The organism is Kitasatospora saccharophila (genome assembly GCF_039529925.1).
Taxonomy (GTDB): domain Bacteria; phylum Actinomycetota; class Actinomycetes; order Streptomycetales; family Streptomycetaceae; genus Kitasatospora; species Kitasatospora saccharophila.
The window spans coordinates 41,484-60,131 of record NZ_BAAANS010000032.1; the positions used below are offsets into that span (position 1 = coordinate 41,484).

15 protein-coding genes are annotated in these 18,648 nt (G+C 75.3%); 9 read left to right on the forward strand and 6 right to left on the reverse strand.

Annotated elements, in window-relative coordinates; translation table 11 throughout:
- Nucleotides 1-7 precede the first annotated feature (7 nt).
- The gene (locus ABD345_RS22940) at nt 8-2,221 is read left to right on the forward strand and encodes an MMPL family transporter (RefSeq protein WP_344554473.1); all 2,214 of its coding nucleotides are present in this window, start codon (nt 8-10) and stop codon (nt 2,219-2,221) included.
- Between the two features lie 120 nt (nt 2,222-2,341).
- Here ABD345_RS22940 and dacB read toward each other — a convergent pair whose 3' ends face one another.
- Nucleotides 2,342-3,964 carry a D-alanyl-D-alanine carboxypeptidase/D-alanyl-D-alanine endopeptidase gene (gene dacB / locus ABD345_RS22945; RefSeq protein ID WP_344554474.1) on the reverse strand — a complete coding sequence of 541 codons (1,623 nt, stop codon included), beginning with the start codon at nt 3,962-3,964 and terminating at the stop codon, nt 2,342-2,344.
- A 215-nt stretch (nt 3,965-4,179) separates the two neighbouring features.
- Here dacB and ABD345_RS22950 point away from each other — a divergent pair, with 215 nt between their 5' ends.
- A complete protein-coding gene (locus tag ABD345_RS22950) occupies nt 4,180-4,749 on the forward strand; it encodes a TetR/AcrR family transcriptional regulator (protein WP_344554475.1) in 570 nt (189 codons plus the stop codon).
- 113 nt (nt 4,750-4,862) lie between these two features.
- Here the strand turns inward: ABD345_RS22950 and ABD345_RS22955 are convergent, their stop codons facing one another.
- From ABD345_RS22955 to ABD345_RS22965, 3 genes are all read right to left on the reverse strand, one after another.
- Nucleotides 4,863-6,287, reverse strand: a complete 1,425-nt coding sequence (locus ABD345_RS22955) for a DHA2 family efflux MFS transporter permease subunit (protein ID WP_344554476.1) — start codon at nt 6,285-6,287, stop codon at nt 4,863-4,865.
- Entirely contained in the window at nt 6,284-6,790 is a 507-nt protein-coding gene (locus tag ABD345_RS22960; RefSeq protein ID WP_344554477.1) for an FBP domain-containing protein, read from the reverse strand. The genes ABD345_RS22955 and ABD345_RS22960 overlap by 4 nt, the downstream gene beginning before the upstream one ends.
- Nucleotides 6,791-6,891: 101 nt before the next feature.
- A complete protein-coding gene (locus tag ABD345_RS22965) occupies nt 6,892-9,114 on the reverse strand; it encodes an MMPL family transporter (RefSeq protein WP_344554478.1) in 2,223 nt (740 codons plus the stop codon).
- 408 nt (nt 9,115-9,522) lie between these two features.
- Between ABD345_RS22965 and ABD345_RS22970 the strand changes: the two genes are divergently transcribed.
- The 7 genes from ABD345_RS22970 (at nt 9,523) to ABD345_RS23000 (ending at nt 16,290) form a co-directional block, all read left to right on the forward strand.
- On the forward strand, nt 9,523-10,962 hold the full coding sequence (locus ABD345_RS22970; RefSeq protein WP_344554479.1) for a sensor histidine kinase: 1,440 nt from the start codon (nt 9,523-9,525) through the stop codon (nt 10,960-10,962).
- Entirely contained in the window at nt 10,959-11,645 is a 687-nt protein-coding gene (locus ABD345_RS22975; RefSeq protein WP_344554480.1) for a response regulator, read from the forward strand. The genes ABD345_RS22970 and ABD345_RS22975 overlap by 4 nt, the downstream gene beginning before the upstream one ends.
- 121 nt (nt 11,646-11,766) lie before the next feature.
- Nucleotides 11,767-12,213, forward strand: coding sequence for a DoxX family protein (locus tag ABD345_RS22980; protein WP_344554481.1), 447 nt, complete (start codon nt 11,767-11,769; stop codon nt 12,211-12,213).
- A 79-nt stretch (nt 12,214-12,292) separates the two neighbouring features.
- Complete coding sequence (locus ABD345_RS22985) at nt 12,293-13,213, forward strand: LysR family transcriptional regulator (RefSeq protein ID WP_344554482.1); 921 nt, start codon at nt 12,293-12,295, stop codon at nt 13,211-13,213.
- 291 nt (nt 13,214-13,504) lie between these two features.
- A complete protein-coding gene (locus tag ABD345_RS22990; protein WP_344554483.1) occupies nt 13,505-14,338 on the forward strand; it encodes an inositol monophosphatase family protein in 834 nt (277 codons plus the stop codon).
- 42 nt (nt 14,339-14,380) lie between these two features.
- Complete coding sequence (locus ABD345_RS22995; RefSeq protein ID WP_344554484.1) at nt 14,381-14,977, forward strand: NADPH-dependent F420 reductase; 597 nt, start codon at nt 14,381-14,383, stop codon at nt 14,975-14,977.
- A gap of 182 nt (nt 14,978-15,159) precedes the next feature.
- Complete coding sequence (locus ABD345_RS23000; RefSeq protein ID WP_344554485.1) at nt 15,160-16,290, forward strand: FAD-dependent oxidoreductase; 1,131 nt, start codon at nt 15,160-15,162, stop codon at nt 16,288-16,290.
- A gap of 71 nt (nt 16,291-16,361) precedes the next feature.
- Here the strand turns inward: ABD345_RS23000 and sbnA are convergent, their stop codons facing one another.
- A complete protein-coding gene (sbnA, locus tag ABD345_RS23005; protein ID WP_344554486.1) occupies nt 16,362-17,324 on the reverse strand; it encodes a 2,3-diaminopropionate biosynthesis protein SbnA in 963 nt (320 codons plus the stop codon).
- A 26-nt stretch (nt 17,325-17,350) separates the two neighbouring features.
- Nucleotides 17,351-18,271 (reverse strand): AfsR/SARP family transcriptional regulator, encoded by a 921-nt coding sequence (locus ABD345_RS23010; RefSeq protein WP_344554487.1) that lies wholly within the window; start codon nt 18,269-18,271, stop codon nt 17,351-17,353.
- Nucleotides 18,272-18,648 lie beyond the last annotated feature (377 nt).

Here is an 18,648-nt window from a genome sequence, read left to right on the forward strand (position 1 = left end):
CGCCGCCATGACAACCACCCGCGAACCCGGCACCGCCCGGTCACCCCGGCCCGCGCCCGGCCTGAACCGGCTGGGGCGCCTGCTGGTCGAACGGCGCCGCGCCGTCCTGATCGCCGGCACCCTGCTGCTGCTGGTCGCCGCCGCCCTGGGCGCCGGCGCCCAGAACGCCCTGTCCCTGTCCCGCTTCGAGGCGCCCGGCTCGGCCTCCCACCGGGCCGAGCAGGCCCTGCACGCCGAGTTCGGGCAGGGCAGCCCCAACATGGTCCTGCTGGTCACCGCCGAGCACGGCACCGTCGACGACCCCGCCGTCGCCGAGGCCGGCCGGAAGCTCGCCGCCGAACTCGCCACCGCCCCCGGCGTCCGCACCACCAGCTCCTACTGGGCGCAGGGCGACAGCCCCGGGCTCGCCTCCACCGACCGCACCAAGGCGCTGGTGACCGCCTGGCTGGACGGCACCGCCACCGAGTCCCGGGCGGCCCTGGCCGAGCTGTCGCCGCGCTTCACCCGGCAGGACGCCACCGTCAAGGTCGAGGTCGGCGGCCAGGACGAGGTGTTCCGGCAGGTCGGAGCCCAGGCCCGGAAGGACTTCCTCGGCGCCGAGGCGATCGTGCTGCCCGCCGTCCTGCTGCTGCTCCTGCTGGTCTACCGGCGCTGGTCCGCGGCCGGGCTGACGATCGGCGTCGGCCTGTTCTCGGTGCTCGCCACGCTCGCCCTGCTGCGCGGCGTCACCCTGTTCACCGAGGTCTCCACCTTCGCCGCCAACCTGGCCCTGGTGATGGGCCTGGGCCTGGGCATCGACTACAGCCTGTTCGTGATCTCCCGCTTCCGGGAGGAGCGCGCCGCCGGGCACGACCGCCACCGGGCCGTGGTCCGCACCGTCGAACGGGCCGGCCGGACGGTGCTGTTCAGCGGCGTCACGGTGGCGATCTCGCTGCTCGCGCTGTTCGCCTTCCCGTTCGGGTTCCTGCGCTCCTTCGCCTACGCGGGCGTCTTCGTGGTCGGCACCGCCGTGTTCGGCGCCGTCGTGCTGCTGCCCGCCGCGCTCGCCGCCGTCGGCGACCGGGTGCTGCGCCCGGCCGCGGCCGCCCCGGCCCGGGTCGAGGACGGCCGCTGGTACCGGCTGACCCGCCGGGTGATGGCCCGCCCGCTGGCCTCCGGCACCCTGGTGGTCGCCGTCCTGCTGCTGCTCGGCGCGCCGTTCCTGGGCGTCCGCTTCGGCCTGCCGGACGAGCGGGTGCTGCCCGCCGACGCCACCAGCCGGGTCGTCCAGCAGCAGGTCCGGGACGGCTTCGGGGCCCGCGAGACCGACGCGCTGCAGGTCGTCGCGACCGGCGTCACCGACCCCGGCCCCGCGGACACCGCCGCCTACGCCGCCCGCCTCTCCACGCTGCCCGGGGTCTTCCAGGTCGACACCTTCACCGGCTCCTACGCCCACGGCCTGGCCCGCGGCGGCCCGTCCCCCGACGCGGCGCGCTTCCGCACCGGCTCCGCCGTCCGGCTCGCGGTGATCCCCGAGGAGGCCGCGCTGGCCGGCGACGTGCCCGCCCTGGTCGACCGGGTCCGCACCGCGCAGGCGCCCTACCCCGTCCTGGTGGGCGGCTTCCCCGCCGACCTGACCGACTTCCGCTCCGGCCTGCTGGACGCGCTGCCCCTGGTCGCCGCCCTGGTGCTGGTGCCGACCTTCGTGCTGCTGTTCCTGATGACCGGCAGCCTGCTGATCCCGGCCAAGGCCACCCTCTCCAACCTGCTCAGCCTCACCGTGATGTTCGGCGTCCTGGTCTGGGGCTTCCAGGACGGCCACCTGGCCGGGCCGCTCGGCTTCACCTCCACCGGCACGATGGAACCCAGCATCCCGATCCTGATGTTCTGCATCGCCTACGGCCTGTCGATGGACTACGAGGTCTTCGTGGTCGCCCGGATCAAGGAGGAGCACGACCGCGGCGCCGACACCGAGAGCGCCGTCGCCACCGGCATCCAGCGCAGCGCCCCGCTGATCACCTCCGCCGCCGGTATCCTCGGCCTGACCTTCGCGGTCTACGCCACCGGCTCGGTGGTCTTCCTCAAGGAGCTCGGCGTCGGCCTGGCCCTCGCCGTGCTGGTCGACGCGCTGCTGATCCGGGCCGTCCTGCTGCCCGCCGTGATGCGGCTCGCCGGACCCGCCAACTGGTGGGCCCCCGCCCCGCTGCGCCGCCTGCACCGGCGGATCGGCCTCGCCGACTGAGACCCGCGGACCGGGACCCGCGGGCCGGGCGGCGGCGGCCGGCCGCGGGACGGAACACCGGCGGAACGCGGGACGGGCCCGGCGCGCGTGGTGCGCGCCGGGCCCGTCCGCCGGTACTGCTCAGCAGTGCGAGACGGCTTCGCAGTCCTCCCAGCGGGTGCCGGTGTAGGCGTCCTCGGGGGCGCCCGCGGCGGGGGCGGTCAGCGACTTGGCCCGCTGCTGGGCGGTGCCGGCGGTGGCGGTGGCGGTGGCGGCGGGGCCGGTGGCCAGGCGGACGGCGATCGCGTCCAGCACCGGGCGGGGGCTGGTGCCCGCGTAGTCGTTGATCAGCACGGCGAAGACCAGTCGGCGGCCGTCCGGGGCGGTGGCGTAGCCGACCAGGTTGTCGACGCCGCCCATCGAACCGCTCTTGGCGTGCACGTTGTTCTCGGCCTTGGTGCCGCGCATCCGGGCGGCCAGCGTGCCGCCGACCATCCGGTCCGGGTTGCCGGCCACCGGCAGCGCGTTGTACCAGGCGCCGAACCAGGGCTTGCTCTGGGCGAGTTCGAGCAGGCCGGCCATCTTGGCGGGGGTGATCAGGTCGTAGCGGGACAGGCCGGACCCGTCGACCTGCCGCCCGGCGGGGGTGCCCAGGCCGTTGGCCTTCAGGAAGCCCTGCACCTGGGCGACGCCGGTGGCCCAGTCACCGCGGCCGCCCTTGACCTTGCCGATCTCCTTGGTCAGGTGCTCGGCCATGCCGTTGTTGCTGATCTTGAGCATCGGGACGATCAACTGCGCCAGCGTCTGCGACTGGTGCGAGGCCAGCGGCTGCGAGTCCTCGGCCCCGCCCGCGGCCTGCACGCCCCGCTGCACGCTCACGCCGTGCCGGGCCAGCGCGCCCGCGAACACCTTGCCCGCGTACACCGACGGGTCCTCGACCGTCGCCCACGCGGTGACCGGCGCGGACCCCGCCGCGATGCTCCCCGACAGCAGCAACTCGTTGTTGCCGCGCCGCCGTTCGGCGTCGGCGGTGGTCGCGCTGCCGGCCGCCCCGGTGGTGACCTTCCCGGAGAACGTCATCGGCGCCTCGGCCGGGTTCAGGGTGACCTTCGCGGCCTCCCCGGCCGCGCCCGGCGCGATCGTCACCCGCACGGTGTCCATCAGGTACTCGGGGTCGTTGGCGACGGTGAGCCCGGATATCTGCGGGCTGTACGAGTACGCCTCGTCGTCCCAGGCCCAGCCCGGCCCGAGCGGCGTCGCGTCGTACCGGGTGCCGTCGGCCAGCACCCGGCCGGTGACGCTGGTGATCCCGGACGCGGCGACCCGCGCGGCCAGGTCGTCGAGGTCGGTGGCCAGCAGGGTCGGGTCGCCGCCGCCGCGCAGCACCAGGTCGCCGACCACCGTGCCGCCGTACCGCTTGCCGGAGGTGCGCACCTCGGTGGTGAACCGGTAGTCCGCCCCGAGCAGGTCCAGCGCCGCGGCCGAGGTCACCGTCTTGAGGGTGGACGCCGGGGTGAGCAGCGCCTGCGGCTGCCGGGCGTACACCACCTGGCCGGTGGTGGCGTCCAGCACCTCGATGCCGGTCTGGGCGTTGGCCAGCCGGGCGTCCGCCAGCAGGGCGTCGAGGTCGGCGGTGAGGGTGGCGTCGGCCGGGGCCGGGTCGTCGGCCTGGGCCGAGCCGGCGAGCAGGGAGGCGGCCAGGGCCGCGGCCGCGAACGGCAGGCTGCGGCGGAACGTGCGGTGGCGGGACGTGCGTCCGGGCAAGGGTGCTCCAGGGTGCGGGAACGGGCCGGGGCACGCGTCGGTCACGCCCCCGTTTTGCCATGGACATTACCATTTGACGGGGTATCAGCCGATCTTCCGGCCGGCCCCCTCGGTGCGTCCGGCTCCCTCATCCACGCGCCACCGCCGCGAAAAGTCGCACCCCCGCCCCGATAAACTCGCAATCCGCACGGAGGGCCACCCACGGGACGAGGAACATGGCAGCGCACGCAGGGCTGACGGTCGACCGCATCACCCGCGCCGCCGCCGAACTCGCCGACCGGGTCGGCATCGAGAAGGTCACCGTCTCCGCCCTGGCCCGGCAGTTCGGCGTCAAGGACGCCAGCTTCTACTCGCACGTCAAGAACCTGCGGGAGATCCGCACCCGGGTCGCCCTGCTGGCCTCCGACGAGATGAACCAAGCCCTCGCCGCCGCCATCGCCGGCCGCTCCGGCGCCCAGGCCCTCGCCGCCTTCGCCGACGCCTACCGCGACTACGCCCTGACCCACCCCGGCCGCTACGCCGCCACCCAACTCCCGCTCGACCCGGCCGACTTCGCCGACACCGAGGTCCTCGCCCGGAGCATCGAACTCACCTACGCGGTGCTGCGCCACTACCGCCTGGAAGAACCCGCCCGCACCGACGCCGCCCGCCTGCTGCGCAGCACCTTCCACGGCTTCATCAGCATCGAGGCGGCCGGCGGGTTCAACCACCCCCGCACGGCCGCCGACTCCTGGCAGCGCATCGTCACCGGCCTCCACCACCTCCTCGACACCTGGCCCGCCTGAAAGGCCCCGACCGAAGGGCGCGATCAGGGGCCCGGGGAACGGCGAGCCCGTGCTGCCGGAGCCCGTCGAGGGTCGGGGCTGCCGCGTGCTTTCCACCCCCGGGACCCGCTCTCTCACCCCTCCTTCCGCCCCGCCGGCAGGAACGCCGCCGGCACGGCCGTCAGCACCACGAACCCCAACGCCCCCCAGAACGCCGCGCGGAACGCCCCCGCGCCCGCCGCCCCGACCGCCGCGTGCCGCACCAGCAGCCCGACCACGGTGGTGCCGATCGCCGCCCCCAACTGCTGCGACACCGCGTTCGCGGTGGTCGCGGCGGCCACCGCCGCCGGCGGCAGCGAGTGGTAGAGCGTCACCATCACCGGCGCGGCGGCCAGCGCCAGCCCGACGCCCTGGACGAACAGCGCCCCGAGCAGCAGCGGCCCCGGCTCGGCCCGCCCGGCCGTCGCGAACGCCACCAGCGCGGCCGCCACCAGCGCCAGCCCGGCCAGCACCAGGGCCCGCGGGTTGCTCCGGGCGTCGACCACCCGGCCGACCAGCAGCACCGCGACACCCGCGCCCGCGCCCTGCGCGACCATGATCGTCCCGGCCGCCAACGGGTCGTAGCCGCCCGCCCGTTGGAAGAACAACGGCACCAGGACCACCGCCCCGTACAGGCCGAGGCTGTTGAGCAGGCCGACCGCGGTGGAGGCCGAGAAGGCGCGGTCCCGGAACAGCCCGAAGTCGATCACCGCCCCGACCGGCCGCCGCCGCGCCCGCACCCCGTGCCAGGCCAGCAGCACCGCCGCGGCCGATAGCGGCGGCAGCGCCCCGGCCACCGGCCCGGCCGCGCCCAGCCGGCCGAGGCCGAGCACGCCGGCCGCCAGCCCGGCGCCCACCGTGACCAGCCCGACCGCGTCCAGCCGCTCCGGCCGCGGGCCCCGGACGTTCGGCAGCAGCAGCGGCGAGAGCAGCACGACCAGCAGGCAGACCGGCACGTTCAGCAGGAACACCCAGCGCCAGGACAGGCCCTGCAGCACCGCCCCGCCGAGCACCGGCCCGGCGACCGGCGCGAGCAGGACCGGCACCGCGATCAGCGACATCGTCCGGCCCATCCGCTGCGGCCCGGCCACCTGCACCACCAGGATCCGCATCAGCGGGAACAGCATGCCCGCCCCGAGCCCCTGCACCGCCCGGAACGCCACCAGCGACCCCAGCGACCAGGCCGCGCCGCACAGCACCGACCCGGCCAGGAACACCGCCAGCGAGCCCGTCCAGCAGGCCGCCGCCCCGAACCGCCGCGCCGCCCAGCCGGTCGCCGGGATCACCGCCGACATCGCCAGCAGGTACGCCGTCGCCACCCACTGCACCACGGCCGGACCGGCCCCGAAGCGCAGGCCCAACCCGTGCAGCGCCACGCCCACCACCGTGGTGTCCAGCAGCGCGACGAACGCCCCCAGCGCGAGCACCAGCGCCGCCCGCACCAGCGGCCCGTCCAACCCCGGCGGCCGGGCCGCCTCCTGGGCGCCCGCCCCGGCCGTCCGCGTCGCCGCCCCGCTCACGGCCCCAGCACCCGGGCCAGGAACGCCGCCAGGTTCGCCCTGGTCCGGGCGACCTTCTCCGCGGCGCTCAGGCTCTCCCGCATCCGCGCCCCGCCGGTCGAGGCCCGCTTGCGCCCCCGCACGTACAGCGAGCACGCCAGGTCGCCGCAGAAGTACTCGCCCGCCGAGGCGTACTCCTCGCCGGAGCCCCGCCCCGCCTTCCGCGCCGTCAGCAGCGCCACCCCGGACGCCGCGTGCACCGTCAGGCAGATCGAGCACATCGCCCCCTGCCGGGCCCCCGCCCCGGCCCGCTGCGCCCGCCGCAGCGCCACCCCGACCAGCCGCCCGCCGTGCTCGGCCACCAGGTACCCCCGGTCGGGCGCGCCCGGGTCCCGCCAGCCGAGGAAGTCCAGTTCCTCCCACGGCAGTTCGGACAGCCGCCGGGGCAGCGCGAGCCGCCCCGCCTCGCCCTTGGTGCAGTTGACGAACGATGCCCGGATCGCCGGTTCGGTCAACTCCTTCATGGTCCCTCTCGCCTCCGCTCAAGCCTAGGGGTCCTAGGCTTGAGCCAAGATAGCCTAGGTGACTGGCTCGGCCAAGCCGGTCACCCGCCCCCGGCCCCGGGTCAGGACGTCGGGAGCCGCTCTGCCCGCGCCACCGCCGGGTCCTCCCACCCGGCCTCCCGGCCCGGCTCCGGCCCGGCCTCCCGGCCCGCCGGCGGTCGCAGCGGCCACCACAGCGCGCGGCCCAGCAGCGCGGCCACCGCCGGGACCACCACCAGCGACAGCAGCAGCGCGGAGAGCAGGATCCCGAGCGTCAGCGCGAAGGCGATCTGCTCGCTGCCCGGCGTGGTGGCCAGGCTGGCGAACGAACCGCCCAGCACCAGCCCGGCGGTGGCCACGGCGGGCGCGGTGTGCCGCACGGCGCGGGCCACGGCGGCCCGGGCCGGGCCCGGGTGGTGCATCTCCTCGCGGATCCGGTCGGCGATCAGGATGTTGTAGTCGGTGCCGAGCGCCACCACGAACAGGAACAGCACCAGCGGCAGGGTGAAGGCCACACCGGGCCGGTCCAGCACGTGCTGGAACACCAGGACGGCGCTGCCCAGGGTGGCGGCGAACCCCATCCCGACCGAGAGCAGCAGCGCCACCGGGGCCAGCAGGCTGCGCAGGAGCAGCAGCAGGATCAGCGCGATCAGCCCCGCCGCGACCGGGAACACCACCAGCAGGTCGCGGTCGACCGCGTCCGCCACGTCGGCGTACACCGCCGAGGTGCCGCCGACGTGGGCGCTCGTCCCGGCGGGGGAGTGGGCGGCGACGGCGGCCCGCAGCGGGCCGGACACCAGCGCCCGGGCCTGCGCGCTCTGCGGGTCGGCGACGGGGTAGACGTCGATCCGGACGGCCCGGCCGTCCGGGCTGCCCACCGGGTCGGCGACCTTCCCGACGCCCGCGACCCCGCCGAGCTCCCGGGCCAGCCCGGCGAACGCCGCCGGGTCGACGGCGCCGCCCCCGTCGGCGGTGGCGTACACGGCGGCCGGGTCGGACACCCCGGCCGGCAGCGAGCGGGAGATCTCGGCGGCGGTGGCGGCCGCGGGCGTCCCCGAGCCCTCCCCGAGCCCGTAGTCCATCCGCATCCCCACCAGGCCCGCGGCCAGCGCGCCCAGCAGCGCCACGGACGCCAGCAGCGCGGCCGCCGGACGGCGGGCCACCAGCCCGCCCAGGCGGGCGGCGACCCCCGGACGCGGCTCCCGCCGCAGCGCGCGCGACGGCCAGAACATGCCCCGCCCGCAGGCCGCCAGCAGCGCCGGCATCAGGGTCAGGCTGCCCAGCAGCATCACCAGCACCGCCACGGCGATCGCCGGGCCGAGCGAGCGGAACAGGCCGAACCCGGCCACGCCCAGGGTGGCGAACGCGGCGACGATGGTCAGCGCGGCCGAGGTGATCGCCGTGCCGACCCGGCCCGACACCTCGGCGGCGACCAGGCGGGCGGGCGCGTCCGGGCGGGCCCGCAGCACCTCGCGGAACCGGAACAGCAGGAACAGCAGGTAGTCGACGCCGATGCCGAGCAGCACCACCGAGATCAGACCCGGGGTGGAGGCGTCCAGCCGCAGCCCGGTGAGCCCGGCCAGGCCCGCCACCGCGCCGCCCGCCGCCCCGCCGACCAGCGCCACCGCCAGCAGCGGCAGCACGGCGGCCAGCACGCTGCGGAACACCAGCACGTTGAGCAGCACGATCAGCCCGACGACGAGCGCGCTGCCGACGGTGGCCGCCGTCCGGTTCGCGTCGGTGCCGTCCGCCGCCTCGGCCACGCCGCCGGTGAAACCGGTGCGCATCCCGGCCGCGGCGAACCGCTCCCGGGCGGAGTCCCGGAACGCCCGGTAGACGTCCTGCACGCCCTCGTCGGCGACGTTGCCGGCCAACTCGACCGCCAGCAGCTCGAAACCGCCGTCCGGGGCGACCATCGCGGGCGCCACCTTCGGCGTCTGCGAACGGTCGGTCACCAGGAAGGACGGCTCGTCGGCCTTGCGCGGCATCACCACCCGCTGCCGGCCGAGCTCGGCCGCCTCGGCGTCGATCCGCCGCCGGTCCCCGTCGGTGAGCGCGCCGCCGTCGGTACGGGCCACCAGCACCGTGACGGTGGTGGCGTCGGGCCGCAGCCCGAAGTGCTCCTCGGCGACCCGCATCGCCGCCGCCGAGTCGTAGCGGGCCGGCAGGAAGTCCGCGGTGCTGCTCCCGGTGACCCGGGCGAACAGCACCGGCGCCACCCCGGTCAACGCGACCCCGAGGAGCGCCCACACGGCGATCACCTTCCAGGCGTGTCTGGTGGAGAATCCGGTCAGTGCGCGGATCACGGTCGCCCTCCGTCTGCGTGGCTGCTGGTCGGACGGCGGTCGCCGCCCGATGACAGACCATCAGCCCGGACACCCCCGGGGCGTCCGGGCGACGGACGATCCGCACCGGGGCCCGCGGGCCCCCACCGGCCCCGCACCCGGGAGCCGGCTCCCAGGACCGCTCGCCCGGGGAGACGACGTCCGCCCGCCGGGCCGGTGCCAGAATGAGGACATCGGGGCTGGTCAGCGGCAGCACCACCGGGAACGCGACCCGCCCGGGACCCCGGCCGGGCCCCGGCGGGGTACGGCGGGGTACGGGACGCGCACGGGGCACCGGAGACGGGGCGCCGGACACGGGCCGCGGAAGACGGGCCAGGGAAGACGGGCCAGGGAAGACGGGCCGCAGAAGACGGGACACGGGGGACGGACATGGGACGACCGCAACAGCACCCGGGCAGCGCGGCGGCGCCGGACGGCGCGCCGTGGACCCGGACCGACGCCCTGGTGGCGGTCGCGGCGGGCGTGATCGACGCCACCGCCAACCTGCTGTTCAGCGCGGCCGACGGCGAACGCGGGCCCGGCCTGCCCGGCTTCCTGTTCGGACTGCTGGCGGCCCTCCCGCTGCTGTTCCGGCGCGGCCGCCCGGTGCCGGCGCTCGCCGCGACCCTGGTGCTGAGCGTCGCCGCCGACCTGTGCGGCCCCGGGAAACCGCACTTCGGGGTGGTCCTGACGATCGCCACGTACTCGGTGGCCCGGGTGAGCGGCCCCGCCACCACCGGCGCGGCCGTACTGGCCACCTCGGTGGCCACCGTCCTCGGCCAGGGCCACTTCCGGCCACCGGCCTGGGACGTGGCGGTGTCCGCCCCCTGCTCCGCGCTGCTGGTCGCCGCCGCCGGCCTCGCGGTCGCCCGCTGGCAGCGCGAGGTGGCGGCCAACCGGCAACTGCTCGCCGACCGCGCGGTGGCCGAGGAACGCCGCCGGATCGCCCGCGAACTGCACGACATCGTCGCCCACCACATCACCACCATGCAGCTGATGGCCGGCGGCGCCCGGGCCAACCTCGCCGACCCCGAGGTGGTCCGGGACGCCCTGGTCACCCTGGAGTCCTCCGGCCGCCTCGCCCTGCGCGAGATGCGCCAACTCCTCGACGTGCTGCGGGCCGGCGACGAACCCGACACCGCCCCGCCCGCCCCGCAACCCGGCACCGACGACCTGCCCCGACTGCTGGAGGACTCCCGCCGGGCCGGCCTGCCCGCCGACCTCACCGTGCACGGCGAGGTCCGCCCGCTCCCGCCCGCCCTCGGCCTGACCGTGTACCGGATCGTCCAGGAAGCCCTGACCAACACCCGCAAGCACGCCGGCCCGACCCGCGCCACCGTCCTCCTCAGCTACGCCCCGGACCTGCTCACCCTCCACATCCGCGACCACGGCCCCGGCCCCGGCCCCGGCCACGCCCCCGCCCACCCCCCGACCGAACGCGGCGGCCACGGCCTGATCGGCATGCGCGAACGCACCGCCCTCCACGGCGGCACCCTCACCGCCACCCCCCACCCCGCCGGCGGCTTCGCCGTCCACGCCGAACTCCCCCTGCCCCCCGAGGAGCCGCCCCCCACCACCCCACCCGCCACCAGCACCGAACAGCCCGTCCTCGCAGGCGAGTTCGCCTCTCCAGTCGCCGCCCCGCCCGCCCCGTCGGCCGAATCGCCGCTCGGGCCGGACGAGTCCGCCGTTCTCCCGGCCCCGGCCGGTGAGCCGACCACCCAGCCCTCCGAACCGCCTTTCCTCGCAGGCGAGTTCACCTCACCGTCCGCCGAACCGCCCCGCGCTGTCCGGGAGTCCGCCGCGCTCCCCGTGGAGGTCCTCCGATGACCCCGATCCGCATCCTGGTCGCCGACGACCAGCCGCTGGTGCGCCGCGGACTCTGCCTGATCCTCGCGCCCGACCCGGCTTTCGAGGTGGTCGGCGAGGCCGAGAACGGCGCCGCCGCGGTCGAGTCGGCGCGGCGGCTGCGTCCCGACGTGGTGGTGATGGACATCCGGATGCCCGTCCTCGACGGTGTCGACGCGACCCGCGAACTCGCCCGGGTCCTCCCCGACTGCCGGGTCCTCGCGCTCAGCACCTTCGACCTCGACGAGTACGTGGTCGCCGCGCTCCGGGCCGGGGCCGGCGGCTTCCTCCCCAAGGACGTCTCGCCGGAGGAGCTCGCCGCCGCGATCCGCACCGTGCACACCGGCGAGGCGGTGGTCGCGCCGCGCCTGCTCACCCGCCTGATCTCCACCTACGTCCGCAGCACCGCCCCGGCGGCCCCCGCCGTCGCCCCGCGTTCCGTCGCGGCCGAGCTGACCCCGCGGGAGACCGAGGTGTGGCGCCTGATCGCCACCGGTCTCGACAACGACGCCATCGCGGGTGCGCTCGACCTCAGCCGGTCCACCGTCAAGAACCACATCACCTCCCTCTTCGCGAAACTCGACGTCCGCGACCGGGCCCAGGCCGTCATCGCCGCGTACGAGTCCGGCCTGGTCACGGCCCGGTCCCCGGGCGGTGGCGGGTAGCGGCGGTCTGCCGTCCGCTTGCGGAGACTCCGTGGCGGAGCTTGCGCCCCCCATGAAACATAGGTGAGGCTCACCTAAGTTTCTGTTGTGAACGCGCCGACTTCGCTTCCCTGGAGGCCCCATGTCCCCGTCCGCCCCCCACCGCACGGTCGAAGCGGCCCGCCCCTACCTCCTCGGCCTGACCCGCGCCGTGACCGGCCTGCTCTTCGCCTGCCACGGCGCGGCCTCGCTCTTCGGCGTCCTGGGCGGCGCGAAGGGCGGCGGCACGGTGGAGGCCCTGTCCTGGCCGGGCTGGTACGCGGCCGTCATCCAACTCGTCGGCGGCACCCTGGTCCTGCTCGGCCTCGGCACCCGCACGGCGGCCGTGGTCTGCTCCGGCTCGATGGCCTACGCCTACTTCTCCGTCCACCAGGAGGGCGGCCTGCTCCCGATCCAGAACGGCGGCGAGAGCGCCGCCCTCTTCGCCTGGGTCTTCCTCGCCCTCGCCGTCACCGGCCCCGGCGCCCTCGCCCTCGACGCCCTGCTCCCGGCCCGCCGCCGCCCCGCCCCGGCCCCGGCCACCGCCTGACCCGGGCCCCGGGCCCTCGGCCTCGGAGGCGTTCACGGCTGACGCCACGTGCATGACTCATCGCCATATGGTTACCGTCATGCAATTGGATCTGAACCTGCTCGTGGCTCTGGACGCCCTGCTGGAAGAGGGCAGCGTGGCCGGAGCCGCCGACCGGCTGCACGTCACCGCCCCGGCGATGAGCCGCTCACTGGGCCGCATCCGCAAGGTCACCGGCGACCAGATCCTGGTCCGCACCGGACGCCACATGACGCCCACCCCTCGCGCACTGGCCATGCGCACCGAGGTCCACGTCCTGGTGCAGCAGGCCCACCAGTTGCTGTCCTCCCGTCCGGACCTGGACCTGGCGGGCCTGGAGCGGGTGTTCACCGTGCGCCTGCACGACGCCCTCACCACCGCCTGCGGCACCGCCCTCGTCGCCGCGGTGCACCGCCAGGCCCCGAAGGTGAAGATGCGCCTCACGGTCGAGCCCGGCCACGACACCCCCGAGCTGCGCCGCGGCGAGGTCGACGTGGCCTCCAGCTCCGGCCCCCCGCCCCAGCCCGACATCCGGCACCGCCTCATCGGCCAGGACCGGATCATCCTCGCCGTCCGAGCGGGTCATCCGCTCACCGAGGGGCCGGTGACCGTCGAGCGGTACGCGGCGGCCGACCACGTGACCGTCTCCCGGCGCGGAAGCCTGCGCGACCGGGTCGACGACGTCGTCGCCGCCCTCGGGCACGAGCGCCATGTCATCGTCTCCGCCCCCGCGACGGACACCGCGTTGCAGCTCGCCCGGGACGCCGACGTCGTGGTCACCCTCCCCGATGCGGTCACCCGCTCCGCCCGCGACCAACTGGGCCTGACCACACTGCCGTTGCCGTTCGCCCTGCCGCCCGTGCCGCTCTATCTGCTCTGGCACCAGCGCTACGACGACGACCCCGCCCACGCCTGGCTGCTCGACCTGGCGGCCAGGACCCTCCAGGGCCTGTTCGGCACTCCGGACGCCGCTGACCAGTAGCGTTCCGTCGGCCCGGCGTGCGATCCGGCCGCAGCGCGCACCCGACGGGGGACCGCCCACCCTCCTGCCGGGAACCGTCGTGCCGGCGCCCGGCACACCCGCCTCCTGCCGGGAGCCCGCCGGGCACCGCGGGAGGGGAGCGAATCCAGTTGCACGGGAGTCAACTCAGCAGTGAATGACATGCACTTGAGGTCAACGATCGGCCCCTCTACCTTCGAAACGCAGGCGGGAACGGAACGCGGTGTCGCCCGGTCCCCTTGATCACCCCCCTCCTCAGACGGGAGCACCACCATGTCCGAATCGATCCGGACCACCGAAACCGCTGCGCCCGCCGACCCCGGGTCCGACGCCGACCTGCTCGCGCGGACCGCCGACGCCGTACGCGCGGCGGGCTCCGTACTGCGGGAGCGCTTCGGGGACGTGGCCGCCCACCGGACCCGCGCAGAGCTGATGGCCGCGCTCGCCGCCAACGACGACGCGGCCCTCGCCGTCCTGCGTCCCGCCCTCACGGGCCTGCGCCTGGACGCGGGCTGGGTGGAGGACGAACTGGACGGCGGGGCGCTGCCGCCCGGCGAGTGGTGGGTCGTGGACCCGGCCGAGGGCAACGTCAACCACCTGCACGCCCTGCCGGAGTGGGCGGTGACCGCCACTCTCGTGCGCGACAACCGGCCGGTGCTCACCGCGGTCCACCTGCCGCTGACCGGTGAGACCTACACCGCGCTCGCCGGCGCGGGCGCCCACCTCGACGGCCGCCCGCTGCACGTGTCCCCGACCGCGGACCTCGGCCTGGGCATCGTGGCCACCAGCCAGGCCCGGCCGGACGAGGACGAGGAGGTCGTGCGGCGCATCGGCGCCTCCATCACCGCGATGCTCATCGACGCGCTCGTCGTCCGCGTCGCCGTCCCCGCGACCCTGCACCTGGTGAACGTGGCCGCCGGCCGGATCGACGCCTTCTGGCAGTTCGCCGGCGCCCGCGCGGACCTGCTGCCCGGGGCCCTGCTCGTCACCGAGGCCGGCGGGCGGATCACCGACGCCGAGGGCCGCCCCTGGACCCCGCAGAGCGCGAGCTTCCTGGCCGCCGCGCCCGGCGTCCACACCCGGGCCGTCACCACGCTCTCCCGCTGACCGGCCACCACCCACCCGCACCCACCGGAGGAACAGACCGCCATGACCACCATCGCAGTCCTCGGAAACGGCCGCGTCGGCGGCAACCTCGCCCAGGCCCTCGTCCGGGCCGGCCACCAGGTGACCGCAGTGGGCCGCGAGCCGGGCGCCGCCGCCGACGCCGCCGGGGCGGCGCGGATCGTCGTCAACGCCACCCCCGGCGCCGGCTCGCTGGAGCGGCTCACCGCGCTGCGCGGAGAACTGCGGGGCAAGATCCTCGTCGACGTCTCCAACGCCACCGTCGACGGACCGGACGGACTGCCCGCCGACCTGATCCACCCCGGTACGAGCCTGGCCGAGCGACTCCAGGAAGCACTCCCCGAAACGCGCGTCGTCAAGACGCTCAACACCATGCTCTTCCCCGTGATGACCGCGCCCGCCGCGCTCGCCCAGGCGCCGACCGCCTTCCTCTCCGGTGAGGACCCGCAGGCCAAGCAGGCCGTCCGCGAGCTGCTCGCCGACCTCGGCTGGCAGCAGGAGTGGATCACGGACCTCGGCGGGATCCGAACCGCCCGCGCCACGGAGGCCGCGATCCTGTTCGTCCCGCACGTCATCCGCGCCAGCGGATTCGCGCCCTTCGCGGTCTCGATCGTCCGCTGAAGCCCGGGCTATAGTCGCGGGGTCGCGAAAAACGGTGTCCCGCAGGTCCGTCCGCCGGGCACCGCTCGTACATCGATGCAGCTGCCCCTGATCGGTGAGCGTCTCCGGCCGAGAGCGGACACCCCGTCCGCCCACGGCGCCGACCGCCGCCGACGCCTGTCGGCGCCACCCGGGAGCGCAGCATGCGGAAGACCATCGCCATCGTCGGAGCGGGACTCGGCGGGCTCACGCTCGCCCGGGTGCTCCAGGCCCGCGGCGCAGCCGCGACGATCTACGAGAGCGAGGTCTCGGCGACGACCCGCGCACAGGGCGGCCTGCTCGACATCCACGAGGAGACCGGGCAGGTCGCGCTGCGCGCAGCGGGCCTGTACGACGAGTTCCTCGCCCTGGTCCGCCCGGGCGAGGACGCCAAGCGCGTGGTCGACCGCCACGGCACGGTCCTGTTCGACCGGCCCGCGGACCCCGGAACGGCCCGTCCGGAGGTGGACCGCGGCGAACTGCGGCGGCTGCTCGTCGACTCGCTGGCACCCGGGACGATCAGGTGGGGGCACAGGCTCGCCTCGGTCCGGCCCCGCCCGGAGGGCGGCCACGACCTCACCTTCGCGGGGGGCTCCACCGCGCGCGCCGACCTCGTCATCGGCGCGGACGGCGCCTGGTCGAAGGTGCGGCCCCTGCTCACCCCCGCCACGCCTTCCTACAGCGGAACCTGCTTCGTCGAGATCGCCCTCACGCCGGGCGGCCGGAACCACCGGGCGAGCGTGGCCGCGATCGGCGGCGGCACGCTGATGGCGCTCGCTCCGGGCAAGGGCATCATCGCCCACCGGTACGCGGACGGACAGGTGCGCGGGTACGCGGCGCTGAACAGGCCCGAGGAGTGGATGGCGCCGATCGCCGCCGGCGACCGGTCCGCCGCCCTGCGCCGGGTCGCCGGCGAGTTCGACGGCTGGTCACCGCTGCTCACCGCCTTCGTGACACGGAGCGAGTCGGAGCCGTGGCTACGGCCCGTCCACGCCCTTCCCGTCGGGCTCGCGTGGGACAGGGTGCCCGGAGTGACGCTCGTCGGTGACGCCGCGCACCTGATGTCGCCCTTCGCCGGTGAGGGCGCGAACCTCGCCATGTACGACGCTGCCGACCTGGCGGGCGAGTTGGTCGAACGGCCCGACACCGAGGCCGCGCTCGGCGCCTACGAAGAGCGGATGTTCCCGCGCGGCCGCGAGGCCGCAGGCCGTTCGGCGCGGAACCTGGAAGTCTTCTTCGGCCGGGAGACGCCGCAGAGCGTGGTCACGCTGTTCGACCGGCCCCGCCACGGGTGACCGGACCCGCCGGTCGGCGGATGGGCACCCGACCCGGATCGATCACCCTCGGATCGGGCCGGCGAGGGGGGTCACCCTGCCGCCCAGGCGTCGGCGCTGCCGAAGTGGTGGGTCGCCCAGGCGTCGTCGTAGACGGTGTCGAGGTAGCGCTCGCCGAGGTCCGGGGAGACGCACACGGCGCGCAGCGCCTGGTCGGGGTCGTGCTCGGCGAGCCACTGCCGGGCGCCGCTGACGACCGTTCCGGTGGACCCGCCGAGGACCAGCCCGCGGGAGGCGAGCAGCCGGCACGTGCGCAGCGCCTCCTCCTCCCGCACGCGCACCACGGCGTCGACCAGTCGGGCGTCGACCAGCGGCATCGGGACGCTCGCCCCGATGCCGGGGATGTGGCGGGGGCCGGGGGCGCCGCCCAGGTTGACGGAGCCGGTGCTGTCCACGGCGACGATCCGCACCCGGGGCCGGCGGTCGCGGAAGTAGCGCGCGCACCCGGTCAGGGTGCCGCCGGTGCCGACGCCGACGAACAGCACGTCCAGGTCCGGGAACCGCTTGTCGATCTGCGGGGCGGTGGTGTCCCGGTGCGCCATCCAGTTGGCGGGGTTCTCGTACTGGTTGAGCCACACGTGGTTCGGGTCGGCGGCGCACAGTTCGCGCACCCGGCGCTTGCGGGCGTCCAGGTAGCTGCCGTCGGGCGTGGCCTCGTCGACGACCACCACCGTCGCGCCCAGCGCCTCGATGAGCCGGACGGTGGCCGGGTTGCACTTGGGGTCGGTGACGCAGACGAAGGCCAGCCGCCGCGCGGCGGCTATCACGGCGAGGGCGACGCCGAGGTTGCCCGAGGAGGACTCCACCAGCACCGAGTCCGGGTGCAGCAGGCCGTCCTGCAGGGCCGCGTCGACCATCCAGTTGGCGGCCTTGAGCTTGACCGAGCCGGCGAAGTTGAAGCCCTCGCACTTGACGAGCAGGTTGGTGCCGAGCGTGTCGCGCAGGTCGACGTAGACATCGGAGTCCAGCAGCTCGTGCGCCCCCGAAACGATCATTGTGGTCCCTCCCTGGTCGAGTGGGCTCAGCGGCCGACGAGGGCCCGTGCGGACGTGCGCGGACGGCCGTGGAGCGGGCCCGCCTCCTCGGCGCCGACCGGCATCTCGTGCCGGAGGATGGCCGCCATGAACGCGCGCAGGGCGGGGGACGGGTCGAGGCCCAGTTCGTTGCGGAGCGCGCTGCGGATGCGGTGGTACTCGGCGAGCGCCTCCGCCTGCCGGCCCGACCGGTAGAGCGCGGTCATCAGGTGCCGGGCCAGCCCCTCGTGCAACGGGTGGAGCGCGACGAGCTGCTGCAGCTCGCAGGTCGCCGGGGCGTGGTGGCCGAGCACCTCCTCCAGCCGCAGCCGTTCCTCGACGGCGGCCAGGCGCTGTTCGTCCAGCCGGGCGGCCGCGGCCGCCAGCAGCGGTCCGGTGGCGCCGTCGCCCAGAGCGGGGCCGCGCCAGAGCGCCAGGGCCTGTTCGAGGAGGCGCAGGGCGTGGTCGGGCCGGTCCGGCGCCCAGGAGCGGGCCTGCGCGGAGAGGCGGGAGAACTCCGCCGCGTCGCTCTCGTCCGGGTCGAGGTAGAGGCCGTAGCCGGGGCGGCCGGTGACCAGGTGGTCCGCCGCGAAGCCTGGTCCATACCAGGAATCCAGTGCCTTCCGCAACCGGGCGACCAGGGCGTGGAGGGCATTGTCCGCCTGCCGGGGAGCTCCTTCCGGCCAAATCTCGGCCAGAATTTGTTCTTTGGTGACCAGGCGCCCTTCATTGACCAGCAGCAGTAAGAGAAGGGAGCGCTGCCGCCCTCCGCCGACGCCGACGGGGCCCTGTGCCGCGCAGATCTCCAGTGGACCCAGAAAGAGAAAACGAGCCACTGCGCGATCCCCTCGTGAGTGTTCGACGTCGATGGCCGACCGCGTGGCGGCCGACCCTGATGCCCACTGTCCGCGGCGGGATCGAAATCCCATACGAAGCAGTTCAATAAATTGATGACTAGACCACTGGCAAAGTCAAGCAACCAGTTGGACGTCTCACCTCCTGAGACGCCCCGGCCGCGCTCCGCAACGGCCCGTGCGGGGCGCCCGGCGGGCCCGGCGGGTGGCGGAGGAGGGGGCCGGCTCCCCGCCGCGCGGGCTGTTTCGTCCGGCAAAGTCCGTGTTGTGGGCGGTCTGTGGAGTCGGGCGGCGGCAACCTGACGCTGACATGACGACAGTCTGACGAATCGTCGGAGATAGCGGACATACTCCGCCAACGGCAACATTTGGGCGGTCGACAAGCCACGGTGGCGGACGTTATCAATGGATCACCGGTCGGATCCGGGGGCTCGTTCCGAATCCCACCACCG

Coding starts and splice junctions, on each gene's coding strand:
- ABD345_RS23010 (WP_344554487.1), bottom strand. CDS start 18,271: ATGGGATTTCGATCCCGCCGCGGACAGTGGGCATCAGGGTCGGCCGCC.
- ABD345_RS22985 (WP_344554482.1), top strand. CDS start 12,293: ATGCAATTGGATCTGAACCTGCTCGTGGCTCTGGACGCCCTGCTGGAA.
- ABD345_RS23000 (WP_344554485.1), top strand. CDS start 15,160: ATGCGGAAGACCATCGCCATCGTCGGAGCGGGACTCGGCGGGCTCACG.
- ABD345_RS22940 (WP_344554473.1), top strand. CDS start 8: ATGACAACCACCCGCGAACCCGGCACCGCCCGGTCACCCCGGCCCGCG.
- ABD345_RS22960 (WP_344554477.1), bottom strand. CDS start 6,790: ATGAAGGAGTTGACCGAACCGGCGATCCGGGCATCGTTCGTCAACTGC.
- ABD345_RS22950 (WP_344554475.1), top strand. CDS start 4,180: ATGGCAGCGCACGCAGGGCTGACGGTCGACCGCATCACCCGCGCCGCC.
- ABD345_RS22975 (WP_344554480.1), top strand. CDS start 10,959: ATGACCCCGATCCGCATCCTGGTCGCCGACGACCAGCCGCTGGTGCGC.
- ABD345_RS22990 (WP_344554483.1), top strand. CDS start 13,505: ATGTCCGAATCGATCCGGACCACCGAAACCGCTGCGCCCGCCGACCCC.
- sbnA (WP_344554486.1), bottom strand. CDS start 17,324: ATGATCGTTTCGGGGGCGCACGAGCTGCTGGACTCCGATGTCTACGTC.
- ABD345_RS22980 (WP_344554481.1), top strand. CDS start 11,767: ATGTCCCCGTCCGCCCCCCACCGCACGGTCGAAGCGGCCCGCCCCTAC.
- ABD345_RS22970 (WP_344554479.1), top strand. CDS start 9,523: ATGGGACGACCGCAACAGCACCCGGGCAGCGCGGCGGCGCCGGACGGC.
- ABD345_RS22995 (WP_344554484.1), top strand. CDS start 14,381: ATGACCACCATCGCAGTCCTCGGAAACGGCCGCGTCGGCGGCAACCTC.